The organism is Curtobacterium sp. AC272 (genome assembly GCF_979258155.1).
The window spans coordinates 204,455-221,521 of sequence record NZ_OZ409838.1 but is presented as its reverse complement, the minus strand read 5'-3'; the positions used below and the strand labels follow the sequence as shown (position 1 = coordinate 221,521).

The 17,067-nt window shown below is 71.6% G+C and carries 16 protein-coding genes and 5 pseudogenes; 5 read left to right on the top strand and 16 right to left on the bottom strand.

The window, feature by feature from the left end; translation table 11 throughout:
* Positions 1 to 2: 2 nt before the first annotated feature.
* The 6 genes and pseudogenes from ybeY to hrcA all read right to left on the bottom strand — a co-directional run bounded on the left by ybeY (position 3) and on the right by hrcA (position 4,907).
* Positions 3 to 464, bottom strand: a complete 462-nt coding sequence (ybeY, locus tag ACZZ0J_RS01125; RefSeq protein ID WP_111085740.1) for an rRNA maturation RNase YbeY — start codon at positions 462 to 464, stop codon at positions 3 to 5.
* Positions 461 to 1,522: a PhoH family protein gene (locus ACZZ0J_RS01120; protein ID WP_463438120.1), complete on the bottom strand. Its 1,062-nt coding sequence runs from the start codon at positions 1,520 to 1,522 to the stop codon at positions 461 to 463. The genes ybeY and ACZZ0J_RS01120 overlap by 4 nt, the downstream gene beginning before the upstream one ends.
* A 70-nt stretch (positions 1,523 to 1,592) precedes the next feature.
* Entirely contained in the window at positions 1,593 to 1,946 is a 354-nt protein-coding gene (locus ACZZ0J_RS01115) for a histidine triad nucleotide-binding protein (RefSeq protein ID WP_194648728.1), read from the bottom strand.
* Between the two features lie 40 nt (positions 1,947 to 1,986).
* On the bottom strand, positions 1,987 to 2,724 hold the full coding sequence (locus ACZZ0J_RS01110; RefSeq protein ID WP_463434213.1) for a 16S rRNA (uracil(1498)-N(3))-methyltransferase: 738 nt from the start codon (positions 2,722 to 2,724) through the stop codon (positions 1,987 to 1,989).
* Complete coding sequence (gene dnaJ, locus ACZZ0J_RS01105) at positions 2,724 to 3,836, bottom strand: molecular chaperone DnaJ (RefSeq protein ID WP_111085744.1); 1,113 nt, start codon at positions 3,834 to 3,836, stop codon at positions 2,724 to 2,726. Before dnaJ ends, ACZZ0J_RS01110 begins: the two co-directional genes overlap by 1 nt.
* A gap of 49 nt (positions 3,837 to 3,885) precedes the next feature.
* Positions 3,886 to 4,907, bottom strand: a pseudogene (gene hrcA, locus ACZZ0J_RS01100) (heat-inducible transcriptional repressor HrcA).
* A gap of 88 nt (positions 4,908 to 4,995) precedes the next feature.
* Here hrcA and ACZZ0J_RS01095 point away from each other — a divergent pair.
* Positions 4,996 to 5,403, top strand: a complete 408-nt coding sequence (locus tag ACZZ0J_RS01095) for a DUF4870 domain-containing protein (RefSeq protein ID WP_463434211.1) — start codon at positions 4,996 to 4,998, stop codon at positions 5,401 to 5,403.
* Between the two features lie 60 nt (positions 5,404 to 5,463).
* Here the strand turns inward: ACZZ0J_RS01095 and hemW are convergent, their stop codons facing one another.
* Positions 5,464 to 6,705, bottom strand: coding sequence for a radical SAM family heme chaperone HemW (gene hemW, locus ACZZ0J_RS01090; protein ID WP_463434209.1), 1,242 nt, complete (start codon positions 6,703 to 6,705; stop codon positions 5,464 to 5,466).
* Between the two features lie 28 nt (positions 6,706 to 6,733).
* Between hemW and ACZZ0J_RS01085 the strand changes: the two genes are divergently transcribed.
* Entirely contained in the window at positions 6,734 to 7,426 is a 693-nt protein-coding gene (locus ACZZ0J_RS01085; RefSeq protein ID WP_463434207.1) for an HAD family hydrolase, read from the top strand.
* Positions 7,427 to 7,494: 68 nt separating this feature from the next.
* On the opposite strand, the gene ACZZ0J_RS01080 is transcribed toward ACZZ0J_RS01085, so the two are convergent.
* Both ACZZ0J_RS01080 and ACZZ0J_RS01075 read right to left on the bottom strand, forming a co-directional pair.
* Positions 7,495 to 7,803, bottom strand: a complete 309-nt coding sequence (locus ACZZ0J_RS01080; protein WP_463434205.1) for a DUF1990 family protein — start codon at positions 7,801 to 7,803, stop codon at positions 7,495 to 7,497.
* A complete protein-coding gene (locus tag ACZZ0J_RS01075; protein ID WP_463434203.1) occupies positions 7,800 to 8,141 on the bottom strand; it encodes a DUF1990 family protein in 342 nt (113 codons plus the stop codon). The genes ACZZ0J_RS01080 and ACZZ0J_RS01075 overlap by 4 nt, the downstream gene beginning before the upstream one ends.
* A 140-nt stretch (positions 8,142 to 8,281) precedes the next feature.
* Here ACZZ0J_RS01075 and ACZZ0J_RS01070 point away from each other — a divergent pair, with 140 nt between their 5' ends.
* Entirely contained in the window at positions 8,282 to 8,773 is a 492-nt protein-coding gene (locus tag ACZZ0J_RS01070) for a hypothetical protein (protein WP_463434201.1), read from the top strand.
* A gap of 7 nt (positions 8,774 to 8,780) precedes the next feature.
* On the opposite strand, the pseudogene lepA reads toward ACZZ0J_RS01070, so the two are convergent.
* Together lepA and ACZZ0J_RS01060 are read right to left on the bottom strand one after the other, a co-directional pair.
* Positions 8,781 to 10,627, bottom strand: a pseudogene (gene lepA / locus ACZZ0J_RS01065) (translation elongation factor 4).
* Positions 10,628 to 10,904: 277 nt separating this feature from the next.
* On the bottom strand, positions 10,905 to 12,071 hold the full coding sequence (locus tag ACZZ0J_RS01060; protein ID WP_463434199.1) for a pyridoxal phosphate-dependent aminotransferase: 1,167 nt from the start codon (positions 12,069 to 12,071) through the stop codon (positions 10,905 to 10,907).
* Positions 12,072 to 12,269: 198 nt separating this feature from the next.
* Between ACZZ0J_RS01060 and rpsT the strand changes: the two genes are divergently transcribed.
* On the top strand, positions 12,270 to 12,530 hold the full coding sequence (rpsT, locus tag ACZZ0J_RS01055) for a 30S ribosomal protein S20 (protein WP_111085752.1): 261 nt from the start codon (positions 12,270 to 12,272) through the stop codon (positions 12,528 to 12,530).
* A gap of 237 nt (positions 12,531 to 12,767) precedes the next feature.
* On the opposite strand, the pseudogene holA reads toward rpsT, so the two are convergent.
* Positions 12,768 to 13,786: pseudogene (gene holA, locus ACZZ0J_RS01050) on the bottom strand (DNA polymerase III subunit delta).
* Between the two features lie 205 nt (positions 13,787 to 13,991).
* On the opposite strand from holA, the gene ACZZ0J_RS01045 reads away from it, so the two are divergent.
* Positions 13,992 to 14,504: a hypothetical protein gene (locus ACZZ0J_RS01045; protein ID WP_463434196.1), complete on the top strand. Its 513-nt coding sequence runs from the start codon at positions 13,992 to 13,994 to the stop codon at positions 14,502 to 14,504.
* Here the strand turns inward: ACZZ0J_RS01045 and ACZZ0J_RS01040 are convergent.
* The 4 genes and pseudogenes from ACZZ0J_RS01040 to ACZZ0J_RS01025 form a co-directional block, all read right to left on the bottom strand.
* Positions 14,457 to 14,585: pseudogene (locus ACZZ0J_RS01040) on the bottom strand (MBL fold metallo-hydrolase); the annotation flags it as partial. The gene ACZZ0J_RS01045 and the pseudogene ACZZ0J_RS01040 overlap by 48 nt on opposite strands.
* 152 nt (positions 14,586 to 14,737) lie before the next feature.
* Positions 14,738 to 15,480, bottom strand: a pseudogene (locus ACZZ0J_RS01035) (ComEC/Rec2 family competence protein).
* Entirely contained in the window at positions 15,462 to 16,223 is a 762-nt protein-coding gene (locus ACZZ0J_RS01030; protein ID WP_463434194.1) for a hypothetical protein, read from the bottom strand. Before ACZZ0J_RS01030 ends, ACZZ0J_RS01035 begins: the two are co-directional and overlap by 19 nt.
* A 3-nt stretch (positions 16,224 to 16,226) precedes the next feature.
* Entirely contained in the window at positions 16,227 to 16,967 is a 741-nt protein-coding gene (locus ACZZ0J_RS01025) for a helix-hairpin-helix domain-containing protein (RefSeq protein WP_463434193.1), read from the bottom strand.
* Positions 16,968 to 17,067: the final 100 nt, after the last annotated feature.

Here is a 17,067-nt window from a genome sequence, read left to right as displayed (position 1 = left end):
GGCTACCGACCCCGGCGCTGGGCCGCGAAGGCCGTCAGGATCTCGCCCTGCAGCCCGAACATCTCGGCCTTCTCGTCCGGCTCGGCGTGGTCGAACCCGAGCAGGTGCAGGATGCCGTGGCAGGTGAGCAACAGCATCTCGTCGGTGCTGGAGTGCCCGGCGGTCTTCGCCTGTTCCTCGGCGACCTGCGGGCAGAGCACGATGTCGCCGAGCAGGCCGGCGGGCGTGGGGTCCTCTTCGGTGCCCGGTCGGAGCTCGTCCATCGGGAAGCTCAGGACGTCGGTGGGGCCGGGCTCGTCCATCCACCGCACGTGCAGCTGCTCCATCGCGCCCTCGTCGACCAGGACGATCGCGAGTTCGGCGTCGGCGTGCACGTGCATCGCGTCGAGGGCGAACGCGGCGAGGCGCTGGATGGCTGCCTCGTCCACCTCGACCCCGGACTCGTTGTTGAGCTCGATGCTCACCGGTTGCCTCCTCGGGCGTCGTTCTGGGGGTACGGGGGTCGCTGGCGGTCCTGCGGCGGCCGACCACGGCGCTCGGCACGGTTGGCGCCGTCGGGGTTGCCGACCGGCGCGGTGCCCCGGCCACCGGGACGGTGACCGGCCTGCTCGGCGAGGCGTTCCTCGTCGTAGACGGTGTAGGCGTCGACGATGCGACCGACGAGCGTGTGCCGCACGACGTCCTCGCTGCCGAGCCGGGCGAAGTGGATGTCCTCGACCGTCTCGAGGATCCGCGTCACGAGCCGGAGTCCGGACACGTTGCCCGGCAGGTCGACCTGGGTGATGTCACCCGTCACGACCATCTTCGAGCCGAACCCGAGACGCGTCAGGAACATCTTCATCTGCTCGGGTGTCGTGTTCTGCGCCTCGTCCAGCACGACGAACGAGTCGTTGAGCGTCCGGCCGCGCATGTACGCGAGCGGCGCGACCTCGACCGTGCCCGCAGCCAGCAGCTTCGGGACCAGCTCGGGGTCCATCATCTCGTTCAGGGCGTCGTAGAGCGGCCGCAGGTACAGGTCGATCTTGTCGGTGAGCGTGCCCGGCAGGAACCCGAGCCGCTCGCCGGCCTCGACCGCGGGACGGGTCAGGATGATGCGGGTGACCTCGCGCCGCTGCAGGGCCTGCACGGCCTTCGCCATCGCCAGGTAGGTCTTGCCGGTGCCGGCGGGGCCGATGCCGAACGTGATGGTGTGCTCGTCGATGGCGTCGACGTAGGCACGCTGGCCGTCGGTCTTCGGCCGCACGGACTTGCCGCGGCTCGACACGATCGGCGTGCCGAAGGTGTCGGACGGCTTGCGGTCGTCGTCGAGGATCCGTGCCGACATCAGGATGTCCGACGGGCCGATGTCCTGCCCGCGCTTGACCATGCCGACGAGTTCGTCGACGAGCGCCTTCGCCCGCGCGACCTCGCGCTCGGGCCCGGTGAGCGTCACCTCGTTGCCGCGGACGACGACCTTGACGCCCGGGTACTGCCGTTCGACGGTCTTCAGCAGGCGGTCCTGGGGACCGAGGAGCTGGACCATGGCGATGCCGTCGACCTGGAGGGCGACGGAGACGACCTGGTCGTCGTCGGTGGTGGGCTGTGCTGGTTCGTTAGCCGGCAATGTTGCCTTCCTGCAGTTCACCTGCGAGTACGTGCGCGTGCACGTGGAACACGGTCTGACCGGCGGCTTCGCCGGTGTTGAAGACGAGACGGAACTGGCCGCCGGCGCGCTCGTCGGCGATGCGCTGCGCGGTGGCGACCAGGTGGGCGAGGAGGTCGGGGTCACCGGCCGCGAGTTCGGCGACGTTCGCGTACTGCTCGGTCTTGGGGATGACCAGCACGTGGACGGGTGCCTTCGGGGCGATGTCCTCGATCGCGATCACGCGGTCGTCCTCGGCGACGACGGTCGCCGGGATCTCGCGCGCGATGATCTTGCTGAAGACGCTGGGCGTGCTGGTGCTCATGACTCCATCGTAGAACGCAGGACCGACCTCGGGCCTTCCCTCACCAGCGCCCGAGTCCGGCCTGCAGGATCGCGAGTGCCGCGGGACCGGCGGTCGAGGTCCGCAGCACGCTGTCGCCGAGCCGGACCCTGATCGCTCCCGCGGCCTCGAGCCGCTCGAGCTCGGAGCCGTCGATGCCGCCTTCCGGACCCACCACGAGGGCGATCTCGTCGAGGTCCGCCGTCGGTTCCCAGGTCGCGAGCCGCACGGTCGCGGTGGGGTCGAGCACGAGCACCGCAGCACCGGCACCGAGCGCGGGGACGAGCTGCGCCGTCGTGACGAGCGGCCCGACCTCGGGCACCCGCGACCGGATCGCCTGCTTCGCGGCCTCGTGCGCGATGGCCGTCCACCGCGATCGGCCCTTCTCGACCTTCGAGCCCTCCCACCGGGAGACGCTGCGCGCGGCCGACCACGGCACGATCCGGTCCACACCGATCTCCGTCGACGCCTGCACCGCCATCTCGTCGCGGCCGCCCTTGGCGAGGGCCTGCACGAGCGTCAGCGACGGGACCGGCAGCGGGTCGACGGACAGTGATGCCACGGACAACACCAGCGAGTCGCGGTCGACGGAGTCCACCGCACCGGACACCACGGTCCCCCGTCCGTCCGAGAGCCGCAACGTCTCACCGACCCGCACGCGCGAGACGGTCACGGCGTGCCGCCCCTCTGCCCCGTCGAGCGTCACGGAGCCACCGACGGCGACCCCGTCGAGCGACTCCACGACGTAGAGCGATGCCATCAGAAGTTGAAGAAGCGGTCGCGGAGCTTGCCGAACATGCCCTGCTGGAACCGGGCGAGCTGCGGCGCCGACGCCTTGTGCGACTTCGCGAGCTGCTCGACGAGCTGGCGTTCCTTGTGCGACAGCTTCGTCGGGGTGACGACCTGCACGCCGACCCGGAGGTCGCCGCGGCCGCTCCCGCGGAGCTTCGTGATGCCGCGGTCCTTGATCACCAGGACGTCCGCGCTCTGCACCCCCGGACGGATCTCGAGCTCGACGGGCCCGTCGAGTCCGTCGATCGTCGTGGTGGTGCCGAGCACCGCATCGGTCATCGCGACCTCGAGGGTGGCGAGCAGGTCGTCACCGTCGCGGCTGAAGACGTCGTCGTGCCGGACCCGGATCTCCAGGTACAGGTCGCCGGAGGGGCCACCGGCGGGGCCGACCTCGCCCTGGCCGGGCATCTGCAGGCGCAGGCCCGAGTCGACGCCGGCCGGGACGTCGACCGGCACGGTGCGACGGGCGCGGACGCGGCCCTGACCCTGACAGGTCGGGCAGGGGCTCGGGATGACGGTGCCGTAGCCGCGGCAGGTGCCGCACGGGGCGCTCGTCACGACGTTGCCCAGCAGCGAGCGGACCTGGCGCTGGATGTTGCCGGACCCGCCGCAGATGTCGCAGGTGCGCGGGCTGGTGCCGGGTGCGCAGCACGACCCGTGACAGGTCTCGCACAGGACGGCGGTGTCGACCTCGACGTCCTTGTGGGTGCCGAAGACGACCTCGTCGAGGTCGACGTCGATGCGGAGCAGGGCGTCCTGCCCGCGCTCGGCACGGCTGCGGGGACCACTGCCCCGGCCGCCACCGCCACCGCCGCCGAAGAAGGCGTCGAAGATGTCGCTGAACCCGCCGGCGCCGCCGCCGAAGGGGCTGTCGGCCTGGGGCCCGGCGTCGTACCGGCGCCGCTGTTCCGGGTCGCTCAGGACGTCGTACGCGTGCGTGACGTCCTTGAACCGCTCGGCTGCCTCTGGAGCAGGGTTCACATCCGGGTGGAGCTCGCGCGCCAGCCGGCGGTAGGCCTTCTTGATGTCGGCATCGGAGGCGTCTCGCTGGACGCCGAGGACGTCGTAGTGGTCTGCCACGTATCCCTCAGTCGGTTGTGTTCGGTCGGTCGGTCGGTGTTGCGGTCGATCAGTGTTCGCCCAGGAGCTTGGACAGGTACCGTGCGACGGCCCGGACGGCCGCCATGTTCGTGCCGTAGTCCATCCGGGTCGGTCCCAGGACACCCAGGCGTGCCACCTCGCCGCCACCGGCGAGGTACCCGCCGGCGACGATGCTCGTGGCGTCGAGCCCGTACTCGGCGTTCTCGACGCCGATGCTGGCCGCCACCGCGATGTCGTCCACCTGCATCTCCCCGAACAACCGCAGCAGGGTGACTTGTTCCTCGATCGCTTCGAGCACCGGGAAGAGGCCGCCGGAGAAGTCCTGCTCGCTCTTCGCCAGGTTGGCGGCGCCGGCCATCACCAGGCGGTCCTGCCGGTTCGCCGCGACCTGCTCGATGAGGGTCGCCACCACGACCCCGCCGAGCGTCTGGGCGTCGGGCCGGAGCTGTTGCGGCACCGCACGGAGCGCGGTGGGCACGTCCTGCAGCAGCAGCCCCACGGCCGCGCCGTTCAGCACGGTGCGGAGTTCGGTCAGCAGCGGCTCGTCGAGCGCGACGTCGGTCTCGACGACGCGTTGTTCGACCCGGGCGGTGTCGGTGATGAGCACGACCATGAGCCGGGCGTCGCCGAGTCGCACCAGCTCGATGTGCTGCACCCGGGCGCGCACCATCGAGGGGTACTGGACCAGGGCGACCTGGTTGGTGAGCTGGCTGAGCAGGCGCACGGTGCGGCCGAGGACCTCGTCGAGGTCGTTCGGGGCGCCGAGGAAGGTCTCGATGGCGTGCCGCTGGGCGCTCGTCAGTGGCCGGGCTGCCGCCAGGTGGTCGACGAACAGCCGGTAGCCCTTGTCGGTCGGCACACGGCCGGACGAGTGTGCGGGGCGACGATGAGCTGCTCGTCCTCGAGCAGGGCCATGTCGTTGCGGATCGTGGCGGCGCTGACGCCGAAGGCGTGCCGCTCGACGATCGTCTTGGAGCCGACCGGTTCGCGGGACGCCACGTAGTCGCGCACGATCGCCTTCAGGACCTCGAGGCTGCGTTCACTGACCACGAGCGCTCCTTCCTGGTCGACCTGGCACTCGGACGTGTCGACTGCTGATCCTACGCCCGCACGACTGCACCCCCGATACGCTTCCGGCATGACCTACGGACAGCAGCCCGGTGGCCCGCAGAACCCGAACGGACCCCAGTACCCGAGCGGGTACACCCCGCCGCAGCCGATGAGCCCGGAGGACCAGCGCCTCTGGGCCACGCTGACGCACATCGGCGGGATCTTCTTCAACTTCGTCGCCCCGCTCGTGGCCTACCTGGTGCTGCGCGACCGCGGCGCCTTCATCCGCGAGCACACCCGGGTCGCACTGAACTTCCACATCACCGTGGCGATCGCGTACGTCGCGTGCGGCATCCTGACCGTGGTGTTCATCGGAGCACTGCTGTTCCCGATCGTCGCCGTCCTGACAATCGTCTTCGGCATCCTGGCGGCCGTCGCCGCGAACCAGGGGCAGTTCTACCGCTACCCCCTGTCGATCGAGTTCATCAAGCAGTAGCGAGCACAGTGCAGGAGCAAGCACAGTGCAGTAGCAAGCACAGTGCAGGAGCGAGCAGCGTCAGTCCAGCAGCTCCCGCACCACCGCGTCGGCGAGCAGGCGACCCTGCAGGGTCAGGTCGATGCGTCCCCGCACCGCGGCCGACCCGTCCACGAGACCCCGTGCGATGAGTCCCGCGACCCGGCCACGGGCCTCCTGGCGGATCTCGCTCGTCGCGAGCTCGCCACGGACCCGCGCGGCGAGGAGCAGGCGCTCGACGTAGCGGGTCTCGTCGTCGATGACCTCGCGCCCGGCGGCCGGCGACTCGCCGGACAGCACCCGGTTCGCGTACGCGGCCGGGTGCTTGATGTTCCACCAGCGCGTGCCGGCGACCGCGGAGTGGGCGCCGGGGCCGACACCCCACCAGTCGTGGCCCTTCCAGTACGACAGGTTGTGGCGACTCGCGTGCGCGTCGCCGCGGGCCCAGTTCGACACCTCGTACCAGGAGTACCCGGCGTCGCCGAGCACCTGGTCGGCGAGCTCGTACATGTCGGCGGCCAGGTCGTCGTCGGGGGCCGGCAGTTCGCCGCGCGCGACCATGCGGCCCATCGCGGTGCCGTCCTCGACGATGAGTGAGTAGGCCGAGACGTGGTCCGGCTCGCAGGCCAACGCGGCGTCGAGCGAGGTGCGCCAGTCGTCGAGGGACTCCCCTGGCGTCGAGTAGATGAGGTCGAGGGAGACGTCGAGGCCCTGCTGCTTCGCGAGGTCGACGACGACCGGCACGCGCAACGGGTCGTGCGTGCGGTCGAGGGTCGCGAGGACGTGCGGCACCGCGGACTGCATGCCGTAGCTGATCCGGTTGAACCCGCCCTCGCGCAGTGTCTGCAACGAGGACGCGTCGACCGAGTCCGGGTTCGCCTCGGTCGTGACCTCGGCGCCGGGCAGGATCCCCCACGTGTCGTCGATGGCCCGCAGGATCATCGCCAGGTCGGACGCGGGCAGCATCGTCGGGGTGCCCCCGCCGAAGAACACGGTCGACACGGGCCGACGCGGCACACCCGACCGGTCGAGCACGGTCGCGGCCCACTCGATCTCCCGCACCGCGTGGCCGGCGTAGTCGTCGCGGCGCACGCCGCGGAGCTCGGACGCCGTGTACGTGTTGAAGTCGCAGTAGCCGCAGCGCACCCGGCAGAACGGCACGTGGACGTAGACCCCGAACGGCACGGCCGCCGGGTCGGAACCGGCGGCGGAGCCCGCCGCCGCTCGCGGCACGATCAGCCCGTCAGCGGGTGCCGGATCGGCGATCGGGAGAGCACTCGGCATGGAGTCCATTGTCCGTCATGATGGACGCATGGAGCACCACCCCGTCCCCACCACGGTCCTGTGGGACATCGACGGCACCCTCGTGATGAACGCGTCGTCCCCGGGCAACCTCTACCACCTCGCGCTCGAGCGGGCCGTCGGCCGCGACCTCACCCTGCGCGTCGGGCACCAGCACGGTCGGACCGATGCCGGGCTCATCGCCGAGCACGTCCGTGCGCACGCGTTCGAGGACACGATCATCCCGACGGTCAGCGGCCACCTGCGCGACCTCACCGCCGAACGGCACGCCTCGGGCGACCACCGGTCCCCCGTCCCCGGTGCCACCGCGCTGCTCACCCGCTTCGCCGAGCTCGGGTGGCGGAACGGCCTGCTCACGGGCAACTCCGAGTACCGCGCCCGCGTCAAGCTGGCCGGTGCCGGGTTCGACGAGGGCCTGTTCGACTGGGACCACTCCTACTTCGGCGACACCGAGGTGGAGCGCGCGGACGTCACCACCCGCGCGGCAGCGGAGCTCGCCGGCACCCGTGCCGTGATCGTCGGCGACACCCCGCGTGACGGCGAGGCCGCGGACGCCGCCGGCATCCCCTTCCTCGCGGTCGCCACCGGGGTGTTCGACGTCGAGGCGCTGCGGGTCACCAACGCGGTCACGGTCGCGCGGGACTGCCAGGTCGATGCCGCGCTGATCGAGGACGCCATCGCGGCGCTGCCGCCGCTGCGCTGACCCAGCACGCACGCGCACGCAAGCACGCGCACGCGAGCCCGCAGGCGCTCGCAAGCACGCGCTCGCCGCTAGTCGCCCCGCAGCGCCGCCAGGTACTGCTCCGCCATCACCTTCTGCTGCCGACGCAGCAGCGGCGCGACGAACTGCCACTTCCGGCTCGACGGCTGCGAGAACTGCCGGATCTGCAGCCACACGGAGCCGTCCGACGTGCGCTCGACGACGAACGACTCCTCTCCGGAGAGCGGGTGCCCCTCGAGCGTGCCGTACGCGAAGCCCTTGCGGTCGTGCTCGTCGATGATGGACACGACCCGGACGGGCGCCTGCACCGTCCGCCCGAAGGCGTGCATCGTGAGCGTCGCCGACGTGCCGGCGGTCACCAGCGGCGTTCCGTCCGGCGCGAACTTCTCGACCAGGGCGTGCCGATCGAGGCCGGGGCGATCGGGACGCCGTCGTCGTCGAACGTCACCGGGTTGTACCGGACCTCGTCGTCGTCGGGCTGTTCCTCGACGCGCACGCGGATGCCACTGCGCTCCTGGATCTGCCACGTCAGGGCCTGCGTCACCGCGGTCTCGAACCGCTGGTCGCCGTGCCCGATCCGGGCACGCGACTCGGTGGGGGTGAACCCCTCGGGCGGGTACGTCATGAGGTCCGACGCCTGGGTCGCCCCCACCGCGCCGTAGGTCAGGGCGGTCCGGTAGCTCCCGCGGATGCTCATGCCGTCAGCCTACTTGCGCCTGCCCCGTCGGATCGAACCGATCACGGCTCAGGTCGCGTCGTCCGGGTCGCGTCGTCCGGTTCGCGTGCACCCCGAACTGGAGGCCCGACACCCGCCCGCACCGCCCCTATCGTTGCAGCGTGCCCCGCTCCACCCCCGCGCCCTGGCGGTCCGTCGACCGTCGGACCGCGACGCTCGCCGCGCTCACGCTCGTCGCCTTCGGCGCCGCCGCACTCGCGCGTGTCCTGGTCGACGCGACGACGGCGAGCATCGGCTCGTCCGCGCGCTACGTCGCGGTGCCGCCAGCACAGTGGGACACCTTCGACACCGCGAACGCGATCGCCGCGGTCGGTGCGTGCTGCGCCGGAGCCGGGGTCCTGCTGTTCGGCGCCAGCCTCGTGTCCGCCGTGCGGCGGCACCGGGCCACGCGGATGCCGCAGTGGCTCGGCGCCGTGACGATCGTCCTGGCCCTCGGGGCCGTGGTGTCCGGGATCGCCGCGACACAGCAGACGGACTTCGGTGCGGCCGCCGGGCTGGTCATCCTGCGGACCGCACTGGCGGGACTGGCCGCCGCGAGCCTCCCGGCCCTCTGCCTGGCCGTGCTGCGGGCGCGGGCCACTCGGACCCGCTGACCCGTCGCTACTTCTTCTTCTCTTCCACGTCGCCGGAGAGCGCTGCGATGAAGGCTTCCTGCGGGACCTCGACCCGGCCGATGGTCTTCATGCGCTTCTTGCCCTCCTTCTGCTTCTCGAGGAGCTTGCGCTTGCGGGTGATGTCACCGCCGTAGCACTTCGCCAGGACGTCCTTGCGCATCGCGCGGATGCTCTCGCGGGCGATGATCCGCGCGCCGATGGCCGCCTGGATCGGGACCTCGAACTGCTGGCGCGGGATGAGCTTGCGCAGCCGTTCGGTCATCAGCGTGCCGTAGGCGTAGGCCTTGTCGCGGTGCACGATCGCGCTGAACGCGTCGACCTGGTCGCCCTGCAGCAGGATGTCGACCTTCACGAGGTCGGCTGCCTGGTCACCGATGGGCTCGTAGTCGAGCGAGGCGTAGCCCTGCGTCTTGCTCTTCAGCTGGTCGAAGAAGTCGAACACGATCTCGCCGAGGGGCATCTCGTAGCGGATCTCGACGCGGTCCTCGCCGAGGTACTCCATGCCGAGCAGCGAGCCGCGGCGCGACTGGCACAGCTCCATGATCGCGCCGACGTAGTCCTTCGGGGCCAGGATCGCCGCGCGGACCATGGGCTCACGGACCTCGACGATGCGGCCGCCGGGGAACTCGGACGGATTCGTGACCTCGGTCACGGAGTTGTCCTCGTTCGTGACCTCGTAGATCACGCTGGGCGCGGTCGTGATGAGGTCGAGGCCGAACTCGCGCGAGAGCCGCTCGGTGATGATCTCGAGGTGCAGTAGCCCGAGGAACCCGCAGCGGAAGCCGAAGCCGAGTGCCACGGACGTCTCGGGCTCGTAGACCAGGGCCGCGTCGGAGAGCTTGAGCTTGTCGAGCGCGTCGCGGAGGTCCGGGTAGTCCGACCCGTCGATCGGGTACAGACCCGAGAACACCATCGGCTTCGGGTCCGTGTAGCCGGGCAGGGCGTCGGTCGCGGGCTTCTGCGCGCTCGTGACGGTGTCGCCGACCTTGGACTGGCGGACGTCCTTCACGCCGGTGATCAGGTAGCCGACCTCGCCGACGGAGAGCCCCTTCGTCGGGATCGGCTCGGGGCTCGACACCCCGATCTCGAGGATCTCGTGCGTCGACTTGGTCGACATCATCTGGACCTTCTCGCGCGGCTTGATCGAGCCGTCGATCATCCGGATGTACGTGACGACGCCGCGGTAGCTGTCGTACACCGAGTCGAAGATCATCGCGCGCGGCGCGGCCTCGACGTCACCGACCGGTGCCGGTACGCGCCGGACCACCAGGTCGAGGAGCTCGGGGACGCCGACGCCGGTCTTGCCGGAGACCCGCAGGACGTCCTCCGGCTTGCCGCCGATGAGCTGCGCGAGCTCGGCCGCGTACTTCTCCGGTTCGGCTGCCGGCAGGTCGATCTTGTTGAGCACCGGGATGATCTCGAGGTCGTTCTCGAGCGCCAGGTACAGGTTCGCCAGCGTCTGCGCCTCGATGCCCTGGGCGGCGTCGACGAGCAGGATCGCGCCCTCGCACGCTGCCAGGGAACGCGAGACCTCGTACGAGAAGTCGACGTGCCCGGGGTGTCGATCATGTTGAGCGCGAAGGTCTCACCGTCGAGTTCCCACGGCATGCGGACCGCCTGCGACTTGATCGTGATGCCGCGCTCGCGCTCGATGTCCATGCGGTCGAGGTACTGCGCGCGCATCGCGCGCTCCTCGACGACGCCGGTCATCTGCAGCATGCGGTCGGCCAGCGTGGACTTGCCGTGGTCGATGTGCGCGATGATGCAGAAGTTGCGGATCGCGCCGGCCGGGGTCGCGGCGGGCTCGAGCGGAGCGGATGCTTGTGGGCTCACGGTTCCTCAGGTGGGTCGGACGGTCGGCCCAGTCTCCCATGCTTCACCCGCTCTGGAGGCACGGCGCGGCTGCGCGACGTGCGATGCGCGCTCGGTGCGCCCTCGCGCCGGTGTGCCGGCCCCGCACGGTGCGAGGTCAGCAGGGCCCGTGCGCGGTTGACCGCCCCGTGACCGCATGCTGCGCGGCACGGGGCGAGCACCCTCGCACCAGGTGGAGGACTGCGCACCGTGCGCTGTCGCGCCGACCGGCACCGGGCCTCCTGGCCGCGATCGCCCGTCAGACGGAGGCGTGCGCCGGTGTGGGCAGCACGCCCAGGCCGCGCCGCAGGTCGTCAGGGGTGGCGGCCAGGCAGACGCGGATCCAGCCCTCGCCGGTGCGGCCGAACGCGCTGCCGGGCGCGACCGCGACGGCCTCGCGCCGCAGGAGGCCGAGCGCCCACGCCGCGACGTCGCCGTCCGAGGCGTGCGACACGTCGACCCAGAGGTAGAAGGCGCCGCGCGGATCGAGGTACCGGATGCCGGCGGCGTCGAGGACCTCCTTCGCGACCTCGAGGTTCGCGCGGTAGTGCTCGCGGGCGTCGCGCACCGCGGAGTGGTCCCCCACGATCGCCGCCAGCGCCGCGTACTGGTCGGGTTCGGCGACGCAGCTGATCATCGCCTCCTGCGTGGTGCGCATCGTCGGCCCGAGGCCCTTCGGCGTCACGAGGTACCCGACCCGGACACCCGTCATGGCGTAGGTCTTGCTCAGCGAGAACGCGGAGAACACCCGGTCGTCCTCGTCGAGCGCAGCCAGGCTGACGTGGCGGGTGCCGTAGGTGAAGTACTCGTAGACCTCGTCGCTGATCACCCACAGGTCGTGCCGCTTCGCGAAGGAGAGCAGCGCGCGCAGGGTGTCCTCGCCGAACACCGAGCCGAGCGGGTTCGACGGCGAGTTCACCACGAGCACGCGGGTGCGCTCGGTGACGCTCGCCTCGAGTGCCTCGAGGTCTGGCTCGAACCCGTGCTGCGGTTCGAGCCGGTACGGCACCGGCGTGGCTCCGAGGATGTGCGCGTTCATCGTGAAGGTCGTGTAGCCGGGGTCCGGCACGAGGACCTCGTCGCCGGGGCTCAGCGTCAGCGTCATCGCCTGGAACAGGGCCTGCGTCGCACCGATCGTCGTCCAGATCTGCTCGAGGTCGGCCTCGATTCGGTTCTCGCGGCGGAGCTTGTCGCGGATCGCCTCGCGCAGGGGCGCGATGCCGCCGTTCGGTGTGTAGTCGGTCCGGTCCTCGGTCCACGCGCGACGGGCCGCGTCACCGATGTGGGGCGCCACGGGCACGTCCGGTTCGCCGATCACGAGCATCGTGACCGGGGTGCCGGCGGACTGCAGCAGCGCTGCCTGCTCGAAGACCCTCCGGATGCCGGAGGCGGGCACGGTGTCGATCCGAGGCGCGAGGGATGGCATGCCGTCACCGTATCCGGTGCGTGTTGCCGCGAGATCACGCCGATCCGGCGGTGTTTCGTGCTTTGGTGGCGGGCCGTTCGCCTGGTAATGTTGGTGGCTGGCTTGCGCGTTCCCCGCCCACGGGTGGAACGCGATGCGACCGAGGGCCCTCTACCCCGCGGTCGCGCCCACCCGTACGAGACGAAGCAGGAGCTACACATGGCGAACATCAAGTCGCAGATCAAGCGCATCAAGACCAACCTCAAGGCCACCGAACGCAACAAGGCCTACAAGTCGGAGCTGAAGACGTTCATCCGTCACACCAACGACGCCGTTGCCGCTGGCGACAAGGACAAGGCCGTTGCCGCCCTGGCCACCGCGTCGAAGAAGCTCGACAAGGCCGTGAGCAAGGGTGTCATCCACCGCAACCAGGCCGCGAACCGCAAGTCGGCCATCGCGAAGAAGGTTGCATCGCTCTGATCTCCTGAGCGCTGCACGAAGGCCCGCACCGTTCGGTGCGGGGCCTTCGTCGTGTGCGGGGGCAGTGCGTGGGGCGTGGGCGGGCGGCCTGCGTCGCGGGCGGCACGCTTCGTGAGCAGAAATGGTCGGGTGGCAGGTCGGCACTCGACCATTTCTGCTCACCAAGTGCGCGGGTGTGGGCGCGCGACGAGCGCGCGACGACCGGGAGCGCGCGACGACCGGGAGGCGCGGGTCGCCTCAGCGCGCCTCGCCGCGTCGGGCGATGGTGCGGACCATGACCTCGAGTGCGTAGTGCGCGTCGCGCGAGCCGCCCTTCACCGCGGTGTCCGCCTCGGCGATGCTCGTGATCGCGTTCGCAAGACCCGTCTCACTCCACGAGGCGACGTCACGCTGCGCGCGCTGCACCTGCCACGGGGCCATGCCGAGCGCCGACGCCGCCTGACCGCTCGGCCCGCGGAACGCGCTGACCTTCGCCATCGTGCGGATCTTGCTCGCGAACGCCGCGACGATCGGAACGGGGCTTCGCCCGTGGCCAGGGCGTGCCGCAACTCGACGATCGCCGGAGCGGACCGTCCGGCCAGGGCGATGTCGGCCACCTTGAACGCGTTCGTCTCGACGCGACCGCCGTAGTACTTGTCGACGACCTTGTCGGTGATCTCCTGCGCTTCGTCCGCCAGGAGCTGCCGGCACGCAGCGGCGAGCTCGGCGAGGTCGTCCGCGAAGGCGACCACGAGGGTGCGGACCGCCGACGGCGCGATCTTGCGTCGGGCGGCGCGGAACTCCGCGTTCACGAAGTCGATGCGGTCCGTCTCGCGCTTGAGCTCGTCGCACAGGACCTCGACCCCACCGCCGACCCCGCTGCGGATCGTGTCGAGCAGCTTCTTGCCGCGCACCCCGCCGCCGTGCCGGAGCACCAGGGTGACGTCGTCGGCCGGGGCCTGCAGGTACGAGATGGTCTCGGTGATGAAGGCGTCGGTGCACTTCTCGACGTTGGTGACCCGCACGAGTCGCGGCTCGCCGAACAACGACGGGCTGGCGAGGGTCGCGAGCAGCCCGGGAGCGTACTGGTCGGCCTCGAGGTCGTGCACCTCGAGCGCCGGGTCCTCGCCCACGAGCAGGTCCTTGAGCACGCTGCTGGCCCGGTCCGCCAGGAACGCCTCGGGCCCGGTGACGAGCACGACCGGGGCCGGGCGGATCCCCGACCAGGGGACCTGGTCGATCTTCGCCGCGGCGCGCGCGGGCTTCTTGGCGGGCATGCGGTCCTTCCGGTGGTGCCGACCCGGACGGTGCCGGTGCGACGAGTGCTCCGACGATCCTACGGGCGGCCACCGACGGCGTGTGCTCCGTCCACACCCGCAGGTCGTCGGCGTCCGCCCGACCCACCACGACGGTGCCGAGTTCGTCGGTGCGGTACGTGGCCGTCCCGGACGATGCGAGCATCGACAACGCCGACCGTGTCGGGTGGCCGTAGGTGTTGTCCGCGCCGACGCCGACGAGTCCGACGCGGGCCGCGAGCTGCCGGTACAGCAGCGGGTCCTGGTCGGCCGAACCGTGGTGCGAGACCTTCACGACGTCGACGGGGCCGTCGGGGAGCCCACCGCCGGAGCGGAGCCGACGCTGCGCGGTCTCCCCCAGGTCGCCGAGGAACACCCCGGACACGCACGTGGGGCAGTCGTCGCCCGGCAGCGGCTCGGTCACGAGCACGATGCTCGCGTCGTTGCCGGCGTCCGGGCTGTCCGCCCGCGGCCACACCACGCGCCAACCGAGCGGCCCGAGCACGCCGGACACCCGGTCGTCGGCCTGCCGGACGTCGACGCCACCGCGCTGCAGGTCCTGCACGACGCGGCTGTCCGACGCACGGCCGACGGGTCCGACGAGCGCCGTGTCGACGATGCCCGTGACCTCGTCCACCGCTCCCACGTGGTCGCGGTCGAAGTGCGTGAGGACGAGCAGGTCGATCCGGCGGACCCCTAGCAGGTCGAGGCATGCCCGGAGGCGACCAGGATCGTCCCCGGTGTCGATCAGGGCCGTGCTGTCGCCGCCACGGACCAGCACGGCGTCGCCCTGTCCGACGTCGCACGCCGCGACCGCCCAGGTGCCCGGGACGGAACCGCGCACGACCAGCACGGGAACCGCGACGGCGGCGACACCGACCACGACGACGACTCCCGCGACGAGCAACAGGCGGCTCCGCACCGTCGGAGTGCTCAGCACGGCGACCGCGAGGCTCGCGCTGACGACCACGGCGCCGACCACCCCGACGACTCCACCCGGCCACGGCGCCGACGCGTACGGCAGCAGCGCTGCACCGTGGGCGATGCCGCCGACTGCCGACGCGGGGCCCAGGCAACGGCTGCCAGGACCGACCCACCCCACGGCCAGACCGGCGCGAGCAGACACGCACCGAGGCCGACGACGGTGACGATCGGTGCCAGGGGCTCGGCCAGCAGGTTCGCCGGCACCGCGTAGGTCGGCAGCGCCGCGGACAGCGGGATCGTCACGGGCCAGCAGGCGACCTGCGCCGCCACCGGCACGGCGAGGGCAGCGCCGCCGGTGGCCACAGCCGTCGGGCGAAGAGCGTGGTGAGCGGTGGTCCGAGCACCACGATGCCGGTCGTGGCGAGCACCGACAGCGCGAACCCGAACGACCGCGAGAACCAGGGATCGACCACCAGCATGCCGATCGCGGCCAGGGCGATGAGCGGTAGACCGCGAACGGGGCGACCGGACAGGTGCACGACCAGCACGACGACCGCCATCACGGTGGCCCGGACGATCGACGGGTCGGGCCGCACGAGCACCACGAACGCGAGCAGCACGGCGACGGCTGACGCTGCCCGGACCCACCGCGGCGCCCCGCAGAGTCGGCCGACCACCACCACCAGGCCGACGATCACCGCGCAGTTCGACCCGGACACCGCGGTCAGGTGGGTCAGCGCCGAGGTCTCCATCGCTGCCTCGGTCGCTGCGTCGAGACCGGACCGGTCGCCGATCGCCAGGCCACGCAGGAGTGCGGCTCCGGGCTCGGGCAGGTCGGCCGTCGCACGGACGAAAGCCCGGCGGGCGGTGTCGGTGACTCCGAGCAGTCCCCCGGGTGGCTCGGTGGCGGGCACCCCCGGAGGAACAGCACGAACGCGGTCGTGGACCCGGGGACGTCGGCCTCGAGCGTCCCGGAGCCGGTCACCCGCGTTCCCGCGGCCAGCACGCGGTCGTGATCGTCACCCGATGGCACGAGCGCACCTTCGCCCGGCGGCACGAGCCGGACCGGTACCCGGAGCGCACGCACCGTGTCGGCACGCTCGAGCGTCGCGAGCACCGAGCGGTCACCCGGGCCCAGGTCGCGCGACAGGGCCGCGTCGAACGAGACGGTGCCCGCCCCGGAGGCGAGGGCGCGGAGCACCTCCGGCGTTCGTCGGGTCTCACCCACGGTGACCGACACCGCGAGCAACGCGGTCAGCGCCGCCGCGACGAGCACCGGGCCGGCACACGCGGTCACGGTGCGGCAGCGACGGCCCGAACGACGACTTGCGACGATCGCACTCCCACCGGCCAGCACGGCCAGCACCGCGGCCACGATCCCGACCACGGGCGCTGCCGCCGGTCCCCCGACCAGCACGGTCGTCACGATCCAGGCGATCGCCGCCGACACCGCCACCCGCAGGTCCGTCGCGCTCGGCCGCAGCTGCACGGGCACGGCTCAGACCCGTACGCGGTCACGAAGCTCAGCGAACCGGACGTCGCCGATGCCGCTGACGTCGAGCAGGTCCTCGACCGCGGTGAACCGGCCGTGTTCGTCGCGCCAGGCGAGGATCCGGCCGGCCAACCCCGGACCGATGCCGGGCAGGGTCTCGAGCGCAGCCTGGTCGGCACTGTTCAGGTCGACGACGGAGTCAGCACCGGTTCCGGAAGCACCCGCAGCACACGTACCGCCGTCCCTGCCGCCGCTCGCTGCGGCCGCACCGCCGCCGACCGGATCGAGCGCCGCCGGCACCTCGTCCTCGCCCAGGCGCGGCACGTACAGCCGCTCGCCGTCGGTCAGGACCCGCGCCAGGTTCAGTCGGTCCAGGTCCGCGTCCGCCGTCGCGCCGCCGGCCCGCTCGATCGCGTCGGTGACCCGGCTCGACGGCGGCAGGCGCACCACGCCGTCGCGCTCGACCGCCCCGAGCACGTGCACCACCACACGCGCCGCACCAGTGGCAACCGCTTCCCCACCGGATGCAGGACCAGCGGACGGCGCACCGACAGTGGGTGCACCGGCGGTGGGCGCACCACTGACGACGACCCCGCCCGCCCCCGCACCACCGCGCCCCGGCAGCGACCCGACCAGGACCACCACGAGCGCGACCACCACGACGACCCCGGCCAGCACCACCGCGGCCCGCGGCGAGAGCACCAGGCGCGACCAGAGCACGCGTCCCGATGCGGGCGCACCGTCCACTGACCGAGGGTCCGGTGACGAGGGCGACGACATGCCCCGAACGCTACGGAGCCCGGCCGATCGGCCGGGCTCCGAGGTGCTGGTCTGTGGACAGGTGCGT

Bases quoted from the DNA above. Each gene is read 5' to 3' on its own strand.
- ACZZ0J_RS01120 (WP_463438120.1), bottom strand. From the start codon at position 1,522: ATGGTCCAGCTCCTCGGTCCCCAGGACCGCCTGCTGAAGACCGTCGAA.
- ACZZ0J_RS01115 (WP_194648728.1), bottom strand. From the start codon at position 1,946: ATGAGCACCAGCACGCCCAGCGTCTTCAGCAAGATCATCGCGCGCGAG.
- ACZZ0J_RS01110 (WP_463434213.1), bottom strand. From the start codon at position 2,724: ATGGCATCGCTCTACGTCGTGGAGTCGCTCGACGGGGTCGCCGTCGGT.
- ACZZ0J_RS01095 (WP_463434211.1), top strand. From the start codon at position 4,996: ATGACCTACGGACAGCAGCCCGGTGGCCCGCAGAACCCGAACGGACCC.
- hemW (WP_463434209.1), bottom strand. From the start codon at position 6,705: ATGCCGAGTGCTCTCCCGATCGCCGATCCGGCACCCGCTGACGGGCTG.
- ACZZ0J_RS01085 (WP_463434207.1), top strand. From the start codon at position 6,734: ATGGAGCACCACCCCGTCCCCACCACGGTCCTGTGGGACATCGACGGC.
- ACZZ0J_RS01075 (WP_463434203.1), bottom strand. From the start codon at position 8,141: ATGAGCATCCGCGGGAGCTACCGGACCGCCCTGACCTACGGCGCGGTG.
- ACZZ0J_RS01060 (WP_463434199.1), bottom strand. From the start codon at position 12,071: ATGCCATCCCTCGCGCCTCGGATCGACACCGTGCCCGCCTCCGGCATC.
- rpsT (WP_111085752.1), top strand. From the start codon at position 12,270: ATGGCGAACATCAAGTCGCAGATCAAGCGCATCAAGACCAACCTCAAG.